Origin of the sequence: Pseudoxanthomonas spadix BD-a59 (assembly GCF_000233915.3) — a bacterium.
GTDB classification, from domain to species: Bacteria; Pseudomonadota; Gammaproteobacteria; order Xanthomonadales; family Xanthomonadaceae; genus Pseudoxanthomonas_A; species Pseudoxanthomonas_A spadix.
Genome location: NC_016147.2, coordinates 1,068,005 through 1,086,324 on the forward strand (window position 1 = coordinate 1,068,005; position 18,320 = coordinate 1,086,324).

Below are 18,320 nucleotides of genomic sequence, written 5' to 3' on the forward strand. Positions count from 1 at the left end.
GCGGGTCTTGACCCGCCATTGCCATGCATCCCCACACACGCATGCATGGATCGAGCACGTAGGGCGGGTCTTGACCCGCCACCGCGGTACGGCCTGGATCGCGATTGCGGTGCGACCACGGCGGGTCAAGACCCGCCCTACTCACAACAGCCTGCCGATCCAGTCCAGCGCCACCTGCGCCAGTTCCTTCAGCGACACCCCAAAGCCGACGATCGCGACAAGGCCCAGGATCCAGGCGCCCAGCAGCAGCATGCCGTCGCGTTCGAGCAGGGCGAACACGTAGATCAGCAGCAACAGGCCGAACAGGTAGTTGGTGAACGGGATCGGCAGTAACAGCAGCAGGCCAAGCAGCAACAGCAGCAGACCGGTGAAGGCGCTGGCCGGGCGGCTGTCCAGCATCGCCGGCCAGCGCGGGCGCACCATTCTTTCCAGCCAGCGCAGGGGCCTGGCGATCACCTCGCCGAAGCGCACCACCGAATGCCGGGCCGGCCCGCGGATGGCGATGAACTGTGGCAGCCATGGTTCGCGCAGACCCAGCAGCAACTGCGCGCCGACCAGCATCACCAGCGGCCCGCTGATGCCGCCGGCCAGCCCCGGGATCGGGATGAAGGAGGGCAGGGTGCCGATGAACAGCAACATCCCGAACGCGCCCTGCTGCAGGTCGGCCAGGATGTCCACCAGGCGCAGGCGCTCGGCCGGATCGCCGCGCGCCATGTCCTCGAGCAGGCTGCGGGTGCTTTGCGCTGGTTGGCCCGGTTCGTTTGGATCAGCCGACGATCTCGTCATCGTCCTCGCCGCTCAACTTCTGTAGCAGCAGCTTGTCCACCCGCGCACCGTCCAGGTCCACCACCTCGATGCGCCAGCCGGCCCAGTCGAAGTGTTCGCCCACGTGCGGGATGCGGCCAAAGTGCTCGATCACCATGCCTGCGGCGGTGTTGTAGTCATGCGCGTGCTCGTCCGGCAGCGCGACCCCGCCCAGGACCTCGCGCAGGTCGTCGTTGGACAGCGAGCCGTCGATCAGCAGCGAGCCGTCGTCGCGGGTGACCACCAGCGCATTCGGGTCGGGGTTCTCGGTGAGCTGGTGATGGCGGCCCACCACCGCATTCATCAGGTCGCTCAGGGTGACCATGCCCTGGATCTCGCCGTACTCGTCCACCACCAGGGCCAGCGACTGCTGCTCCTCGCGCAGGATCTCCAGCAGCTTCATCGCATGGGTGGACTCGGACACGAACAGCGGCTCGCGCAGTTCGGTGAACAGCTCCGGCGAATGGTCGGCGATACGCCCCAGCAGGGATTTCACCTCGAGGATGCCGACCACGTCCTGATCGTTGCCGCGATAGACCGGGAAGCGCGAATACTGCGATCTGCGCATGGTCTCCAGGTTTTCCTCGTACGCGGCAGCCACGTCCAGCCACACGATGCGCTTGCGCGGGGTCATCAGGCTGTCGGCGGTGCGGTCGCCCAGGCGCAGCACCCGGTTGACCATGTTGCGTTCGTCGTCGTCGATCACGCCCTGCTCGTGGCTTTCGCTCACCAGCATGCGGATTTCTTCTTCCGTCACCGCATGGCGCGCGTCATCCTTGATCCCCAGCAGGCGCAGCACCGCGCGGTTGATGGCACCGAGCACGAACACGATCGGGCGCGCCGCGCGCAGCAGCCAGTGGACCGGACGGGCGACCATCGTGGCGATCTTTTCCGGGTTGGTCAGGGCCAGGCGCTTGGGGATGAGCTCGCCGAAGATCACATAGCCGATGGTGATCAGGGTCACCGCCACTGCCACGCCGATCTTGCCGGCGTAGGGCTCGATGCCCGGGAACCAGCCGGTCAGCAAGCCGGCGATGATGGCGCCGATCGCATCGCCGCCAAACACCCCGCCCAGGATGCCGATCAGGTTGATGCCGATCTGCACGGTGGACAGCAGGTTGTCCGGGTGCTCTGCCAGCGACAGGGCCACGCGCGCGCCGCGGCTTTCGATGGCCATCTGCTTCAGGCGCAGCTTGCGTGAGGTCATCAGCGACATCTCCGACAGGGCGAAGAAGGCGTTGAGCACGATCAGGAAACCGACGATCAGCAGTTCGAGCACGATGCGCCCTCCCGATCAGGTGAAAGGGCGGCATGTGTCCAGCGGCTGGCCGCGCGCGGGACGGTCGGGGGCGTGGGATCGTCTTCCATAGGGTGCGCCCTTGAAGGGGCGCGACGGGCAGTCTAGCAAAGCGCAGGTGACTGGCCGCGCTGGCCGACCGGAGCGGCCAGGACGGCACCTGTACGCCGCGGCTGCGGCGGATGCCGGGGGCAACCCGTTGCGGGAGGCGGGTGCGGAGACAGGCATTTTCCGACCCCTGGTGTCCGGTGGCAGGAGCGGCCCGGCCTGCTTTACCCGGCAGACCTGCCTCGGCTCCGGCCAGCCGTTCCGGAGCATCGACGGTGTGAAAGTCGCGGGTGCATGGTGCATGGGCAAGGGAATAGCGTTAGGCGTTTTGACAGGCATGGAAATCACGGCCTAGCAGCCTGTCGGGCTTTGGTGGTCGAGGCGAGAATTCGGCTGTGCGAGGTCAGATTTTCGACGGTTCGCCGGCCCATAGTGGTGCTATGGGCCAAGAAGCGGCGGAAAGATGGACCGCACAGGCGGATTCGCAGCCCGGCCGACCAAAGTCCGACAGACTGCTAGAGTGCTCCTGGTCCTGGCGCCATGGAGGTAGCGATGCGATGTGGAAGCGGTCCTTCTTCAGCCTGTGCCTGTTCCCGCTGCTGTGGGGGTGTTCGATGAACACCGCGCCTGACCCGGCCGAACTCATCAAGCGCTACAAGGAGAACCCGCACCCGCGGCAGGGCTACCGGGTGACGCTGGCCATCGCCGATGCGCCGGGGCCGTTCGCCTCATTGGAGGCCTATGCGACCTATGAAATCCAGGGCGAGACCTGCCTGCTGCCGCGCGACAACAATTTCAACGGCGATCAGGTGGCGCCGAAGCGGCGTTCGCTGCCGGTGCAGTTCGCCAAGGTATCGGAAACCGAGTATGTGGCCACGGTCTACACCGACCGGATGCTGGATGCGGATTATTACGGCCGTGGCGTGTGCCACTGGGAGTCCACCGGCATGCACGTGCGGCTGAAGGCGACGGGGGCTGACGGGGAGACGGAGTTTATTGCGGGGTTATCGGGAGAAGAACTTTCTTCAGGCGGAAGGGTTAGCACGTACCTGCAGAAGCGGTTCTATCCTATCGATTCGGATATCCCAAATATGCGGGCTTTTGGACAAGTGGATCGCAATAAAATGAGTAAGCAACTCAAGGACGGCGATCTTTTCACACTTACTCTCACTTCAAGGAAGATTGAGCCATGAGTCTAAGCAGTCAGCGATATGCCGACTTGATGGCGGATTCCTACATGGACCCGGTGCGCGGCGCCGATGGCCGCTACGAAAATATTGTCCGCCATGGCGTCACCTACAAGGTGCTCGAGCACGTGGACCGGGCCAATGGCTACCAGGGCACGATCTACCAGCGTGCCGATACCGGTGACATCGTGGTGGCGCATCGCGGAACCGAGTTCGACCGCCAGCCATTGCAGGACGGTGGGCTGGCCGATGGCGGCATGGTGTTCGGGCGGGTCAACGCGCAAGCTGACGCTGCAATTGCACTTACTAAGCTTGCGCTCGACTATGCGAAGAAGAATGAAGGTGGATATGTTCCTGTCCCCCAAGTCACCGTCACCGGCCACTCCCTCGGTGGCGCGCTGGCCCAGGTCGCCGCGCACCACTTCGGGCTGTACGGCGAGGCGTTCAATCCCTATGGGGCGGTGAGCCTGGGGATGCGGATTCCCGAGGGCGGCGACCGCTTCGTCAACCACGTCATGGCGGCCGATGTGGTGAGTGCCGCCAGTGGGCACTACGGGCAGGTGCGCTACTACGCCAGCGAGCGCGAGATCGAAACGCTGCGCCACCTCGGGGGCTACGACAACGCGCCGGGCCTGCTGGACGCGCGCAATCCGCTGGTGCCGGCCATTGCGCGGCTGGACTCGCACCACAAGGACAACTTCCTGGACATCGATGGCCAGGGACGGCCGGACCTGTCGGTGCTGGACGATCCGCGTGCCCGTGCGCGGGCGGTCGAATACGCGCCGATGATCGCCAAGTACCGCTCCGACGTGCTGCACATGCGGGGAGAGCTGACCACCCTGGGCCAGGGCGGGCTCTTGCCGGACGTGATGCGTACGGCGATACGCGACCTGCAGGGCACCCTGGAGCCGGGCGAGCCTGCGCGGCGCGAGGCGCGCAGTTGGGGCGATCAGCAGGCCGCGGTCCGTGAGGTGATGGAGCGCAGCGAGGCGCTCGGACCGGAGCACTGGCGCACACCCCTGGCAGTGCCGGCCGGCGGGGTGCGTCCGGCCGATGGGATGTTGCACCGGCAGCTGCTCGATGGCATTGCGGAGCTGGGTTTCGATGGTGCCCGGGACGGCTCGGCCGACGGACCGGGCAGCCGTGTCGCTGCAGGGTTGTTGCTCCAGTGCAAACAGGCTGGAATCACCCATGCGGACCATGTGCTGCTGGGAACGGGGGAGCAGGCGCGAGTGTTCGCGGTACAGGGCGCACTGGGTGACCCGGCCCAGCTGCGGACCCACGTCGAACTCTCTGCCGCGTTGCAATTGCCCGTGTCCGAATCGCTCGAGAAGATGGAGCAACTGGGCCGGCAGCAAGCCCTGAGCGCAGTCCAGGTACAGCAGATGCCGCAGCCGGAACCGAGCGGGCCTGCACTTTCCCGCTGAATGGGAGGGCGGGCGATAGCGCGCACGCCCCCTTGCGAGACCAAGACATGTTCCCGGATCTGGACACTCCCGCAGCCCGCGCCGCCGCCATCCTCAAGGAGATCCGCGCGGTGTCCGCGGGGCATGTCGCCGGCTACGGCGAGATTGCCCGCCGTGCCGGCATGCCGGGCCGGGCGCGGTTGGTGGCGCAGGTGCTGCGCAAATACGGTGCGCCGGACCTTCCCTGGTACCGCATCCTGCGCTCGGATGGGTCCATTGCCTTTCCAGCAGGCTCCAGCAGCTACCGCGAACAGGGCCAGCGGCTGCGCGCCGAAGGCGTGCGCGTGGTCAAGGGACGGGTGGTCGGGCTGAAGGCCACCGCATCGGTTGACGAACAAATTTGGGGACCGGCCTGAGCGGCCCGGCAACGTCCCCATCGCGGGCCATCCTCCCGCCGCTTGCTAGCGCATCCTAACGGGCGGCGAAGGTGGACTTGCGTGCTCGCTCGGTCGTCAGCACGTATCCGCGAGCCAACACCGCAACCCGAAGATATCGAAACGTGAAAGCGCCTCTTCAAGCCCTGGGCGGCGTTGCAAGCCTTGCCCTGCACTTGAATCCATCACTTTCACCATGTTCCGCCATCTCCTGGCGACGGTACCAGGTCAGCCGAGCGACCCGGGGCGGACCTCGTGCTCGTCGACCAACTGGCCGTCCGCGTCCACCGTCTCCAGCCGCACGGTGAAGCCCCACAGCTGGGCAACGTGCTTGAGCACCTCGGCGCCATCGACGGCGAGCGGCCGACCGCGATATTGGCGGTGCTGCAGGGTCAGCGAGCGGTCGCCGTTGATGTCGTAGCGCACGATCTGGATGTCAGGCAGCTGCACATCGCGGTTGTACTGGTTGGCGAGCAGCCGGCGCAGGTGCTGGTAGCCCTGCTCGTTGTGGATGGCGTCGACTGTCAGCACTTCGCTGTCCTCGAAGTCGTCGATCGCAAAGAGATGGAACTCACGCATCAGCCGCGGCGACAGATATTGCGCGATGAACGACTCGTCCTTGTAGTTGCGCATCGCGAAGTCCAGCGTCTTGCGCCAGTCGCTGCCGGCGATGTCCGGGAACCATTCGCGGTCCTCCTCCGTCGGGCTCTCGCAGATGCGGCGGATATCCGAGAACATCGCAAAGCCCAGCGCGTAGGGATTGATGCCGCCGTAGCCACGCTGGTCGTAGCCGCGCTGCGAGACGGCGTTGGTGTGCGAGGACAGCCACTCGAGCATGAAGCCGTCGTCGACCAGACGCTTGTCGAACAGGCGGTTTAGGATGGTGTAGTGCCAGAACGTCGACCAGCCCTCGTTCATGACCTTCGTGAGGCCCTGCGGGTAGAAGTACTGCGACGTCTTGCGCACGATGCGCACCAGCTCGCGCTGCCAGGGCTGCAGCTTGGGCGCGTGCTTCTCGATGAAGTACAGCAGGTTCTCCTGCGGCTCGGGGGGGTAGATCGCCTGCCGCCCGAAGGGCGCGCCGTCGTCCCCGCCGCGTGTCGGCACCGTGCGCCAGATCTCGGCAAACTGCTTCCACTCGAACTCCTCGCGCGCCAGCTGCCGGATGCGTTCCTCCTCGGTCGACAGTGGCGCAGGATGACGATAGCGGTCCACGCCGTAGTGGCGCAGCGCGTGGCAGGAGTCGAGCGTATCTTCCACCGCTGAATAACCGTAGCGCTCCTCGCACTTCATCACGTACTGGCGCGCGAAGACCATGTAGTCGACGATCGCGTCGGGGTCGGTCCACTGGCGGAACAGGTAATTGCCCTTGAAGAACGAGTTGTGGCCGTAGCAGGCGTGCGCGATCACCAGCGCCTGCATCGCCATGCTGTTCTCCTCCATCAGGTAGGCGATGCAGGGATCGGAGTTGATCACCAGCTCGTAGGCCAGGCCCTGCGCGCCGCTGCGGTAGTTCTGCTCGTTGCGGATGAATTCCTTGCCGTACGACCAGTGCGGGTAGGAAATCGGCAGGCCCAGGCTCGCGTAGGCATCGAGCATCTGCTCGGAGGCGATCACCTCGATCTGGTTCGGGAAGCAGTCCAGACCATACTCATCGACGGCGATCTTGCGGATCTCCTCGTCGTAGCGCTGGATCAGCTCGAAGGTCCAGTCCGCGCCGGTCGAGATCGGACCGGTCGCCGCACCGGCGGCCTGCTTGCTCATGCGGTCGTCTCCCGGCGGAAGAGTTCGCGCAGAACGGGGTAGATCTCGTGGCGTCCAGCGACGGATGCCATGGCCATGTGCGGCGCATCGATGCGGCGATACGCATGCGCCAGCGGACTGACGCGCGCGATGTTGTCCGGCACCTCGATATAGGCAAAGTAACGAACCACCGGCAGCAGCTGCTCCTCCAGCCAGGCGCGGCTCTTCTCGGGGTCGGCGCCGAATGCGTCGCCGTCGGACACCTGCGCGCCGTAGATGTTCCACTGATCGGACGGGTAGCGCTCGACGATGATTTCGTGCATCAGCTTGAGCGCCGACAGCACCACCGTGCCGCCGCTTTGCGTGTCATGGAAGAACGCATCCTCCTCGACCTCCTGCGCATCGTCGGTGTGGCGGATGAACACCAGCTCCACCGTTTCGTACTTGCGCGTCAGGAACAGGTACAGCAGCGTGAAGAAGCGCTTGGCGAGGTCTTTTTTCTGCTCGGACATCGACGCCGAGACGTCCATCAGGCAGAACATCACCGCCCGTGAGATTGGCTGGGGAACGCGCTCGCGGCGCCGGTAGCGCAGGTCGATGTCGTCCAGAAACGGAATGCTGGCCCGGCGCCGCTTGAGCGCCTCGATCGTCTCGGGCGGCGCTTGTTCCGCTTCCAGCGCGGCGATCTGGCGCTCGATCGGGCGAGCGAGCGCCATGCGCCGGGCCATCGCATTCTTCAAGGAGCGCACCACCGACAGGTTGGTCGGCACGCCGCGCGGCATGTAGCCGGCCCGCACCCATTTGGCCTCGCGGATGTCGCCGAGCATGGTGCGCGCAAGACGCGGCAGCTCCAGGTCGTCGAAGAACAGGCTCATGAACTCGTCCCGCGACAGCGTGAACACGAAGCTGTCCTGCGAGTCGCTGCCCTGACCTTCGTCGCCCTCACCGCCGCTGCCTTCCCCCCCGCCGCCGTCGGGCCGCTTGATGCGATCACCGGTCTGGAAGCTGTGGTTGCCCGGGTGCACGATCTCGCGGTCGCCGCCTTCGCCGTGGTGAAACTGCGGCTCGGAGATGTCGCGGGCGGGGATGTTGACCTCCCCGCCCCGGTCCATGTCGGTGATGGAACGCTTCGAGACCAGATCCGACACCGACTTGCGGATCTGATCCTTGTACCGTCGAATGAAGCGCTGCCGATTGACTGCACTTTTGTTGCGGTCGTTCAGCCGGCGATCAATGATCATCAAGGTACCTCGCTCCTCGCGCCAGCCGGTGCTCAGGCCGACTTGCGCACGCGCAGATACCACTCGGACAGCAAGCGCACCTGCTTTTCGGTGTAACCCTTCGAGACCATGCGGCCGACGAAGTTCTCGTGCTTTCTCTGATCCTCGACCGAGGCCTTGGCATTGAACGAGATCACCGGCAGCAGTTCCTCGGTCGACGAGAACATCTTCTTCTCGATCACATGGCGCAGTTTCTCGTAGGAGGTCCAGCGCGGGTTGTGGCCGTTGTGCTGGGCGCGTGCGCGCAGCACGAAGTTGACGATCTCGTTGCGGAAATCCTTCGGATTGGCGATGCCGGCCGGCTTTTCGATCTTTTCGAGCTCGCTGTTGAGCGCGGCGCGATCGAGGCTCTCGCCGGTTTCGGCGTCGCGGTAGTCCTCGTTCTGGATCCAGTAGTCGGCGAAGGTCACGTAGCGGTCGAAGATGTTCTGTCCGTATTCGGAGTACGACTCCAGGTAGGCGGTCTGGATCTCCTTGCCGATGAACTCCGCGTAGCGCGGCGCCAGCCAACCCTTGATGTATTCCAGGTAGCGGCGCTGCGTCTCCTCGGGCAGCTGTTCGCGCAGGATGCGCTGCTCGAGCACGTACATTAGATGCACCGGATTGGCCGCGACCTCGACCTGATCATAGTTGAACACCGCCGACAGCACCTTGAACGCGAAGCGCGTGGAGACGCCGGTCATGCCCTCATCGACACCGGCGTAGTCGCGGTACTCCTGATAGGACTTCGCGGCCGGATCGGTGTCCTTCAGGCTCTCGCCGTCATAGACGCGCATCTTCGAATAGATGCTCGAATTCTCCGGCTCCTTCAGACGCGTCAGCACCGAGAACTGCGCCATCATCTCCAGCGTGCCCGGCGCGCACGGGGCTTTGGACAGCGCGCTGTGCTGCAGCAGCTTGCGATAGATCTTGACCTCTTCGGAGACCTGCAGGCAGTACGGGACCTTGACGATGTAGACCCGGTCGAGAAACGCCTCGTTGTTCTTGTTGTTGCGGAAGCTCTGCCATTCGCTTTCGTTCGAATGGGCCATGATGACGCCCTGGAACGGGATCGCCGAAAAGCCTTCGGTGCCCTTGAAATTGCCTTCCTGCGTGGCGGTCAGCAGCGGGTGCAGCATCTTGATCGGCGCCTTGAACATCTCGACGAACTCGAGCAGGCCCTGGTTGGCCAGGCACAGGCCACCGGAATAGGAGTAGGCGTCCGGATCGTCCTGGCCGAAGTGCTCCAGCTTGCGAATGTCGACCTTGCCTACCAGGGTCGAGATGTCCTGATTGTTCTCGTCGCCCGGCTCGGTCTTGGTGATCGCCACCTGACGCAGCACCGACGGCTGTACACGCACCACCTTGAATTGCGTGATGTCGCCCTCGTACTCCGACAGGCGCTTGATGGCCCAGGGCGAGGCGATGCCCGTGAGCACTCGCCTCGGGATGCCGAATTCGCGCTCGAGCATCTCGCCGTCGCGGTCGGGCGTGAACAGCCCCAGCGGCGATTCGTTGATCGGCGAGCCTTTCAGCGCGTAGATCGGATAGCTCTCCATCAGCACCTTCAGTCGCTCGGCGATGGACGACTTGCCGCCGCCGACCGGGCCCAACAGGTACAGCACCTGCTTGCGTTCTTCCAGGCCCTGTGCGGCGTGCCGGAAGAAGGACACGATCTGGGCAATCACGTCCTCCATCCCGTAGAACTCACGGAACGCCGGATAGCGCCGGATCATCCGGTTGGAGAAGATGCGGGATAGACGCGCGTCGTTGCGCGTATCGATGATCTCCGGCTCACCGATCGCGGCCAGCATCCGCTCGGCCGGCGATGCGTAGGCAAGCGGGTCACGCTTGCACAACATCAGATAATCCTGCAGCGACATCTCCTCGTCGCGCGCCTTGAGGAAGTTGTCGCGGAACTTCTCGAAGATCTCCATCAGCTCACCTCGTCGGTTCTGGTCGGCGCTGACCGGTCAAGTCGGTAGCCGACCGCCAAGCATGACTCGCAAGACGCGGGCCCTTCTTCAACCATCGACAGGCGCACGGTGTTCTGAGTGCACTGGCTGTCGAGTCTTGTCATAATCGCCTGAGGACCGCAAGTGGTAGCCGCGGCAGCGACGCTGTGTCGTGCTGCCGCTGTCATCGGCTTGACGCGATGTGTCGCCTGCGTGACGCAGCGCGCGCCAACGCTTTGAGTTCTGCCGATGCCGAAGGTTCTCCCGCGCGGCGAGTCCATGGCATCACAGTTGGCCGCCGCGCTCAAGTCCGAGAGCATCCTCTCTTGGGCTTGGTACGGCCTGTTACGGTCCAATCTACGGCTGCTTGCGCACTGCCAGCTGAACTGATGCGGCGCGGCCGCGCGCGCAACCGCCGCCCGCAGCCGCGGCGGCCGCCCGCTGTCTCAGTTGAGGTCTCTGGTCCAGGCTCTCGTCGCTGTCGATGCTGACTGCGCGCCGAAGGCGTGCGCGTGGTCAAGGGGCGGGTGGTCGGGCTGAACGCGGCCGCATCGGTTGACGAACAGGTCTGGGGACCGGCCTGAACCGGCCCGGCAACATCCGCATCGCGGCCATCCTCCCGCCGCTTCCCATCGCATCGTAGCGGGCGGCAAGGCGGGCTTGCGCGGCCGCTCAGTCGTTCGCACGTATCATGCAGCCGGTTTCCTACCCATGAGGTCGCCCTCCGATGTTTCCCCGATTGCAGCCGGCCACCCAGGCCTTGTTGATCGCCAACGTGGCCATGTTCCTGCTGCAGATGGTGCTGCCCGATGCGCTGATGGCGCGGCTGCTGCTGTGGCCGGTCGGGGCGGGTCAGGTGCTGCCCGGCGCCGGTTTCCTGCCCTGGCAGCTGGTCAGCGCCGGCTTCATGCACGCCACCTTCGGCCACATCTTCTTCAACATGCTGGCGCTGTGGATGTTCGGCTCGCCGCTGGAGGCGGTGTGGGGCGCGCGTCGGTTCACCACTTACTACCTGGTGAGCCTGGTCGGTGCCAACGTGCTGCAGGTGATCGTGGGGACATTGCTGCTGGCGCAGGGTCAGTTCCCCATTCCGGTGCTCGGTGCCTCCGGCGCGGTGTTCGCGCTGCTGCTGGGGTACGGGATGCTGTTCCCGGACCAGCGCATGATCGTGTTTCCGATCCCGGTGCCGATCAAGGCCAGGACGTTGGTAATCATCTACGGGGCCATGGAGCTGTTCTTCGCCTATACCGGGCGCCAGCCGGGGGTGGCCCACTTCGTGCATCTGGGCGGGATGCTGTTTGGCTGGCTGCTGATCCGCTACTGGCGCGGGCAGCCGCCGTTCGGGCGCGGCAGTGGGCGTGGTGGACGTGGCGGCGGCAATGGCAGGCGCCGCAGCACGGCCACCTTCCGGGTGGTGTAGGAGCAACTGTCTTCTCAGGCGCCTGTCATTCTCCATTCAGTTTGGTCTCTGGCCATGGCGTTGAGGCGGGTGAGCAGCACCCGCATGCAGGCGGTGATGGCGACCTTGGCGCACTTGGCGCGGATTGATCCGGGTGACGGGAAGCCCGGCTTTGCTCAACACGCGCATCAGCGCGCGCTCGTAGCCGCCGGTGGCTTCCAGCAACAGGTTGTCCACGCTGTGCCCCTTCAGGGGCGCCAGCAGTTGGGCATGGCCGGCAGAGGTGTTGGGCAGGGTCAGATGCAGCTGGTGGGGGAGCACGCAGACGGCCAGGGTGGCTTTGGCTACGTCGATACCAACAAGGGTCAGGGACATAAAGTTCTCGTACACTGGGGACAGGACGAGGTCGATGTGCGGCGGCCCGGGCTCCTACACGTGCTTGGCAACACTGCGCTCCATCGGCCTGCCGCACATCGCTCTCCACCCAAACTCTAGACCTTCGCGCAGACACAAGCGCACCTTAGGGCGCGACAGGCTTTACCGGGCAAGCCCCATCGCGCCCCTGCGGTGCGCCTACACACACACACGCCGATTCCGGGAGTCAGCGCCAGATGCCGATCTGCTCCGCTTCCGGGCGCACCATCGGGTTGCCGGGCTTGCACTGGAAGCTGGCGCTGAATTCGGGCTGATTCTGCAGGGGTGCGTTGCTGCGGACCGGGCCAGGTGCACGCAGGTCGGTGGCCACGCGCACGCTGGCCTCCTGCGGGTCCACCTGCTGGGCCCACAGCTGCGACCAGCTGCGGAAGAAGGTCTGCTTGGCGCCGGGATTGGGTGCGGCCTGTGTGTTCAGGTAGGCATCCCAGGCCAGCTCCACACCGGACAGGTCGGCCAGGTTTTCGTCGCGGGTCAGGGTGCCGTTGACCTGGGTCGCGGTCAGGCCCGGATAGGCATAGCCGTTGTACTGGCCGGTCACCCGCGCGCCCAGCGCGTTCCAGGCGCTGGCATCGGCAGGTGTCCACCAGTCGCGCAGCTGGCCGGCGGCGTCGATCATGCGGCCCTTGGCATCGAAGCCGCGGGTCAGCTCATGGCCGACCAGCGCGCCGAAGCTGCCATACAGCGCCGCCACGTCGCGGCTGACGTCGAACACCGGCGGCTGCAGCACCGCGGCGGTGACGATCAGCCGGTTCTGGGCCAGGTCATAGGCCAGCGCCGGCTGCTGCGGCAGCACGTTCCAGCGGCGCTCGGCGTTGCCGCGACCGATCCGCTTCATCTCCTCGCGATGCCGCCAGGTGCTGGCGATCAGCATGTTGCCGCCGAAGCTGCCGCGGCCCATCGGCTGCACGGTGTAGTCCAGGTCGCGCCTGGGCGCGCCGATCTCGATCTCCAGCCTGGCCAGCTTGGCCTTGGCTTCGGCCTTGGCCTGGGTGCTCATCCACCCATTGCGTTCCAGCGCGCGACCCAGGGCGTCGCGCACGCTGGCGGCGATGACTTCGGCCTTGTCGCGGCTGTCCTTGGGCAGGTAGCGGGCGGTGTATTCGCGGCCCAGCATCGGACCGGCAGCGGTGTTGATCGCGTCCAGCACCTGGACCCAGCGCGGGTCCGGCGACTGCTTGCCTTCCAGCACGCGACCGTGGAAGTTGTACGCGGCCTCGCGCCAGGACCTGGCCAGGTACGGTGCCATCGCATCGCCCACGCGCCAGCGCAGGTAGGCCTTCCATTGCTCCGGGGAGAGCTGCTTGACCAGCGCGTCGATCTGGCCGAACAGCGCCGGGTCGGCCAGCGACACGGTGTCGTCCTTCACCCCCTGCGCCTCCAGGAAGGCATCCAGCTGCAGGTTGCGGTACTGCTTCTTCAGGTCCTTGATCGGCAGCGGCTTGTAGTTGTTGAACGGGCTGGCCAGCTGGTCCAGCGGGCGTGAAGCGCTGGCCAGGCGCGTTTCCAGGTCGAGCACCTGGGCCGACTGCGCATCGAGCTGGTCGGCCGGGGTGCCGGTCAGGGCCAGGATCTGCTTGACGTAGGCCCGGTAGCGGCCCAGCAGCTCGCGGGTCTGCGCATCGGTGCGGGTGTAGTAGGCCGGGTCAGGCAGGCCCAGGCCGCCCTGCATGAAGTAGCCGATGTGGCGGTCCAGCGCCTGCAGGTCCACGTCCGGGCTGAAGTTGAACGCCACCGGGATGCCGACCTGGTGCAGGGCGGCGATCGCGGCGGGGATGTCCTTGGACTTCCTGATGCCGTCGATGCGGCTCAAAAGCGGGGCGATCGGCCTGGCGCCATCGGCCTCCACCGCCGCCTCGTCCAGGCCGCTGGCCCAGAAGTCGCCGAGCAGCTTCTGCACGTTGCCCTGCGGCGCCTGCATGGCGCCGTCCAGCAGCGCCTTCTGCTGCTCCAGGCTGTACTGGCGCAGGTTGCCCAGCGCGGAGATCGCCCCGACACCGGCCGGCAGCGGGTTGGCCTTGAGCCAGTCGGCATTGGCGGCGGCGTAGAAGTCATTGCACTCGGTGCTGACGGCCGGCGCCTTGGCCGCGGCTTTTTTCTTCTTGGTGGCGGCGAAGGCATCGCCGCTGCCCAGCGCGACAAGCAGCGCCAGGGCAAGCAGGGTGGGGGTACGGGCGTGGCGCAGCTGCGTCATCTGGGGTGATATCCGGCGGTGGAAGGGCCGATTCTAGCAAGCCACCGGTCCGCGCCCGCCTGTCGCCCAGCGCCCGGGCAGCCCGGGAACCCCCGCGGGGCGGGAAACAGGATCAAAGAAAAAAGCGGCGTGCCGGACCCGCCACGCCGCCTCAGAACCATCGCCTCGGTGGCGCCTACCAGATCACCACCTGCTGCTCGCCGGTGCGCACCATCGCATCGCCGGGCTTGCAGTCGAACGCCTGGGCGAAGGCCGGCATGTTGGACGGAGCGCCGATGGCGCGGAAGTTGGCCGGGGCGTGCGGATCGGTCTTCAGGCGCACGGCCAGTTCTTCCGGGGTGAAGTTGCGGCGCCACACCGTGGCCCAGTTGAGGAAGAAGCGCTGGTCCTGGGTCAGGCCGTCGACCTTGGGATCGGGCTTGCCCTGCTCGGCCACCTTCATCGCGTCGTAGGCGGTGTTCAGGCCGCCCAGATCGGCGATGTTCTCGCCCAGGGTGAGGTCACCCCTGACCTTGCCGCCGTCGGCGGTGGTGTAGCCGTTGAACTGCTCCACCAGCTTGCCGGTGCGCGACTTGAAGCCCTGCTCGTCGGCCTGGGTCCACCAGTTCTCGAAGTTGCCCTTCGGGCCGAACTTGGCACCCTGGTCGTCGTAGCCGTGGGTCATCTCGTGGCCGATCACCGCGCCGATGCCGCCGTAGTTCATGGCCGGATCGGCCTTGGGATCGAAGAACGGCGGCTGCAGGATCGCGGCCGGGAACACGATCTCGTTCTGCTGCGGGTTGTAGTAGGCATTGATGGTCTGCGGGGTCATGCCCCATTCGGTGCGGTCCACCGGCTTGCCGATCTTGGACAGGTCGAACCTGTAGTTGAACTGCTGCGCGGCCAGCACGTTGCCCAGGTAGCTGTCGCCGCTGGTGTTCAGCCCGCTCCACTCACGCCACTTGTCCGGATAGCCGATCTTGGGAGTGAAGGTCTCCCACTTGGCCAGGGCCTTCTGTTTGGTCTGCGGGCTCATCCAGTCCAGCTGCTCGATGCGCGCCTTGAGCGCGGTGCGCAGGTTGCCCACCAGGGCCTCCATCTGCGCCTTGGCCTCGGGCGGGAAGGTGGTCTTGACGTACAGCTGGCCCAGGGTCTCGCCGGCCTGGCGGTTGAGGGTGGCCAGCACGCGCTTCCAGCGCGGACGGATTTCCTTCTGGCCGCGCAGGGTCTGGTTCCAGAAGGCGAAGTTCTCATCCACGAACGGCTTGCTCAGGTACGGACTGGCGCTGTCGATGGTGTGGAAGCGCAGGTACGCCTGCCAGGCCGCCGGCGCGGTGTCGGCCAGCATCTTGGACACTTCCTGGTGGAAGGCCGGGATGGCCAGCGAGAACATCTGCGGCGCGGCCACGCCCTGGGACTTGAAGAACTCGCTCCAGGACCAGTTGGGGGTCAACTGGTCGGCCTGTTCCAGCGACACCGGGTTGTAGGCCAGTTCGACCTTGCGCGACAGCTCGGTGCTGGTCTTGGAGACCTTGGCCAGGCGCGTTTCGAAGGCGATCACGTCGCGGGCCTGGGCGGCGGCGGCATCGGCGGCCACGCCGGCCAGCTCCAGCGTCCTGGCGATGTGCGCCTGGTAGGCGTCCAGCTTGGGTTTGTTCTCGGCGCCGGTGTAGTACTCCGGATCGGGCAGGCCCAGCCCGCCCTGGAAGGCATAGGCGATGTTCATGTCCGAATTGTTGAAGTCCGGGCTGGCACCGAAGCCGAACAGCGCGTTCTGGCCCTTGGCCGCGCGGGTGCGCAGGTAGTCGGTGATCTTGGCCTGGTCGCCGAGGCCATCGATGGCAGCCAGCTCGTCCTTGATCGGGGCCAGGCCCTGCTGCTCGATCCTGGCCTCATCCATGCCGGTAGCCCAGAAGTCGCCGACGATCTTTTCCACGCCGCTGGCGGCGGTGTCGGCGGCGGCCTGCTCGGCCAGCTGTTGCTGGATGGCTTCCGAGCGCTCGCTCAGCACCTCGAAGCTGCCCCAGCTGGTGCGGTCGCCCGGCACCGGATTGGCCTTGAGCCAGCGCGCGTTGGCGTAGGCATTGAGGTCGCTGCAGACGTTGACGGCTGGGTCCAGATCGCCGATCTGGAAGCCGCTGAAGGGCGGCAGCCTGGACTGGTCCACGCGCAGCGCCTTGGGCGCGGCGGTGTCGGCGGCCGGGGCAGGCGCAGGCGCAGCCGCGGTGGGCGCGTCGGGTTTCTTGCAGGCGGCCAGGGCGGCGGCGATGGACAGGGACAGGGACAGCAGCAGGATCTTGGTCTTGGGCGTGCTCACGTGGACTCCGTTGGATATGCCGCGACGACAGGCGCGTCCCGCAGGGCCGGGACAACCGCAGGACTGTAGCGGTGCGCGGTGCGCGGGGCCGGTGTCGAAGGTCATGGACGCCGCGCGCCGGCGCAGGAGCGCTCAACGCGCGATGGGATCGCGCACGGTGACCAGGTCGCGGGTGGCGCGCAGCAGCAGGTCTGCGCCGCGGGCGTCTTCGGGCTGCAGGCTGGCCAGGCCCATGCGCAGCGCCCGGCCGGCGGTGGCCGGGCCGGGACGACCCGGGCGGCCTTCCAGGTCGACCATCAGTGCGGTGGCCAGGGCGGCGGCCACGTGCAGGGCCGTGCCCGGCAGCAGTGCGGCGAAGCGTGAGGCATCCAGGCGCGCGATCAGGTCCTGCGGCGCCTGCGCGCGCAGGCGCAGCCCCGAGGCCATCGCCGCAGCGAGGTCGCCGCCGCTGCCGGGCGCGTGCGAGGAGGTGCTGCGCGCTTCGATCAGCAGCAGCGACAGCGGTCGACCTTCGCGCCGGGCGCGCCGGGTCTCGCTTTCCAGGCGGTTTTCGAAGCACAGCCGGTTGGCCACCCCGGTTTCCGGATCGGTCAGGCCGCGCCGGCGCGCGCGTTGCCAGGCCGAGCGCGCGCCCGCTGCCAGGCCCAGCCCCAGCACCAGCAGCGCAGGCGTCGGCGGGAACCACACCCCGGCCCGCAGCAGCGTCCAGGACATCAGCAGCACCAGGACCAGCGTCATCGGGAACCACAGCCCGCGCAGGCCGGGCAGGCCGAGCAGCAGCAGCGGCAGGGTCACCAGGACCGTCGACAGCAGCAGCTGCGGCCCGACCGGCATCGGCCACACCGCGCTCCCTTCCAGCAGACGCGCCAGGGCGTGGGCCTGGAATTCGACCCGCGCCAGGCTGCCCGGCGCCCCGGGCAGGGACAGGCGCTGGTCCGGCCCCAGGTCGGTGCGGCCGATGATCGCGATGCGCCCGGCGAAGGCCTCCGGGCCGACCGCGCCAGCCAGCACCGCGGCGGCCGAAACACGGGCGATATCGCCGGCACTGCCGGAATCGGGCACCAGCACGGTATCGGCGCGGACCCAGTCCTGCGGTGTTGGCGATGGGCCTTCGAACAGCGCCCGCGGTTGCGGCGGCGGTGTACTGGCCTGGGCCAGGTCCTTCAGCACCAGGGCAAAGGCCGGCCAGTCCGGAAGACCCAGGCCGGCGTGCAGGGCCAGGCGCCGGCCCATGCCGTTCTGATCGGTGATCACCTCGGTATGGCCCAGCCCCGCGGCGGCGGCCATCAGCTCGGGCGCGGGCAGGATGGCGGTGGCTGGTGCGTTGGGCGAGGCCGGTTCGGCCACCACCGGCATGACCACCGCGCCGTCGCGGACCATCGCCTGGGCCAGCAGCGCATCGCCGCGCGGGTCGTACAGGCTGGGCTGGGCCAGCAGCAGGTGCAGGCCGATGGCGCGGGTGCCGGCCGCGGACAGGCGATCGACCAGCTGCGCCAGTTGGTGCCGCGGCCAGGGCCACGGGCCCAGCCGGGCGATGCTGTCCGGGTCGATGGCCACCACCACGACCTGGTGGTTGCCTTGCTGCCGGCCGTTGCGCGCGGCCAGGTCGAACAGCGCCTGGTCCAGCGGCAGGGTCACCTCCGACAGGGTCAGCAGCACCAGCAGCGCCACCGCGCCCAGCGCAGCCAGCACCCGGGCGCGCACCTGCCCATGCGTGCGCCGCAACGACCGGGTCAGCGGGCGCATCGGGCAAACGGGTGGCCCAAGCATGCCGGGGGCCTGTTCACGCTAACCTGCGCGCTCGGTGTTGGCCGGCACCCCTGTGGTGGTCCATTGCGGTCCTTCCCCTGATCGGCGCGGTGGGAT

At 66.8% G+C, this 18,320-nt stretch carries 13 protein-coding genes; 4 read left to right on the forward strand and 9 right to left on the reverse strand.

All coding sequences use genetic code 11. The features are described from left to right. Positions 1 to 141: 141 nt before the first annotated feature. Both DSC_RS04795 and DSC_RS04800 read right to left on the reverse strand, forming a co-directional pair. Positions 142 to 786 (reverse strand): exopolysaccharide biosynthesis protein, encoded by a 645-nt coding sequence (locus tag DSC_RS04795; protein WP_043290410.1) that lies wholly within the window; start codon positions 784 to 786, stop codon positions 142 to 144. Next, on the reverse strand, positions 767 to 2,083 hold the full coding sequence (locus tag DSC_RS04800) for a hemolysin family protein (protein WP_014160009.1): 1,317 nt from the start codon (positions 2,081 to 2,083) through the stop codon (positions 767 to 769). The genes DSC_RS04795 and DSC_RS04800 overlap by 20 nt, the downstream gene beginning before the upstream one ends. 680 nt (positions 2,084 to 2,763) lie before the next feature. Here DSC_RS04800 and DSC_RS04805 point away from each other — a divergent pair. Genes DSC_RS04805 through DSC_RS04815 form a run of 3 tightly spaced genes read left to right on the forward strand, consistent with a single transcriptional unit; the run spans position 2,764 to position 5,158 of the window. Then, positions 2,764 to 3,342, forward strand: a complete 579-nt coding sequence (locus tag DSC_RS04805; protein WP_043290964.1) for a hypothetical protein — start codon at positions 2,764 to 2,766, stop codon at positions 3,340 to 3,342. After that, positions 3,339 to 4,763, forward strand: a complete 1,425-nt coding sequence (locus DSC_RS04810; RefSeq protein WP_043290411.1) for an XVIPCD domain-containing protein — start codon at positions 3,339 to 3,341, stop codon at positions 4,761 to 4,763. Before DSC_RS04805 ends, DSC_RS04810 begins: the two co-directional genes overlap by 4 nt. 47 nt (positions 4,764 to 4,810) lie before the next feature. Continuing rightward, on the forward strand, positions 4,811 to 5,158 hold the full coding sequence (locus DSC_RS04815) for an MGMT family protein (protein WP_014160012.1): 348 nt from the start codon (positions 4,811 to 4,813) through the stop codon (positions 5,156 to 5,158). Positions 5,159 to 5,404: 246 nt separating this feature from the next. Here the strand turns inward: DSC_RS04815 and DSC_RS04820 are convergent, their stop codons facing one another. Genes DSC_RS04820 through DSC_RS04830 form a run of 3 tightly spaced genes read right to left on the reverse strand, consistent with a single transcriptional unit; the run spans position 5,405 to position 10,115 of the window. Further along, on the reverse strand, positions 5,405 to 6,940 hold the full coding sequence (locus DSC_RS04820) for a SpoVR family protein (protein WP_014160013.1): 1,536 nt from the start codon (positions 6,938 to 6,940) through the stop codon (positions 5,405 to 5,407). Beyond that, positions 6,937 to 8,160 carry a YeaH/YhbH family protein gene (locus DSC_RS04825; RefSeq protein ID WP_014160014.1) on the reverse strand — a complete coding sequence of 408 codons (1,224 nt, stop codon included), beginning with the start codon at positions 8,158 to 8,160 and terminating at the stop codon, positions 6,937 to 6,939. Before DSC_RS04825 ends, DSC_RS04820 begins: the two co-directional genes overlap by 4 nt. A gap of 32 nt (positions 8,161 to 8,192) precedes the next feature. Further along, positions 8,193 to 10,115, reverse strand: a complete 1,923-nt coding sequence (locus tag DSC_RS04830; RefSeq protein ID WP_014160015.1) for a PrkA family serine protein kinase — start codon at positions 10,113 to 10,115, stop codon at positions 8,193 to 8,195. 745 nt (positions 10,116 to 10,860) lie between these two features. On the opposite strand from DSC_RS04830, the gene DSC_RS04835 reads away from it, so the two are divergent. Further along, positions 10,861 to 11,553, forward strand: coding sequence for a rhomboid family intramembrane serine protease (locus tag DSC_RS04835; protein WP_014160017.1), 693 nt, complete (start codon positions 10,861 to 10,863; stop codon positions 11,551 to 11,553). Between the two features lie 36 nt (positions 11,554 to 11,589). Here DSC_RS04835 and DSC_RS15980 read toward each other — a convergent pair whose 3' ends face one another. From DSC_RS15980 to DSC_RS04855, 4 genes are all read right to left on the reverse strand, one after another. After that, the gene (locus tag DSC_RS15980; protein ID WP_014160018.1) at positions 11,590 to 11,907 is read right to left on the reverse strand and encodes an IS110 family transposase; all 318 of its coding nucleotides are present in this window, start codon (positions 11,905 to 11,907) and stop codon (positions 11,590 to 11,592) included. Between the two features lie 226 nt (positions 11,908 to 12,133). Next, entirely contained in the window at positions 12,134 to 14,158 is a 2,025-nt protein-coding gene (locus DSC_RS04845; RefSeq protein WP_014160019.1) for a M13 family metallopeptidase, read from the reverse strand. 175 nt (positions 14,159 to 14,333) lie between these two features. Further along, positions 14,334 to 16,559: a M13 family metallopeptidase gene (locus DSC_RS04850; protein WP_083833467.1), complete on the reverse strand. Its 2,226-nt coding sequence runs from the start codon at positions 16,557 to 16,559 to the stop codon at positions 14,334 to 14,336. A 27-nt stretch (positions 16,560 to 16,586) separates the two neighbouring features. Continuing rightward, positions 16,587 to 18,200 (reverse strand): CHASE2 domain-containing protein, encoded by a 1,614-nt coding sequence (locus tag DSC_RS04855; RefSeq protein ID WP_014160021.1) that lies wholly within the window; start codon positions 18,198 to 18,200, stop codon positions 16,587 to 16,589. Positions 18,201 to 18,320: the final 120 nt, after the last annotated feature.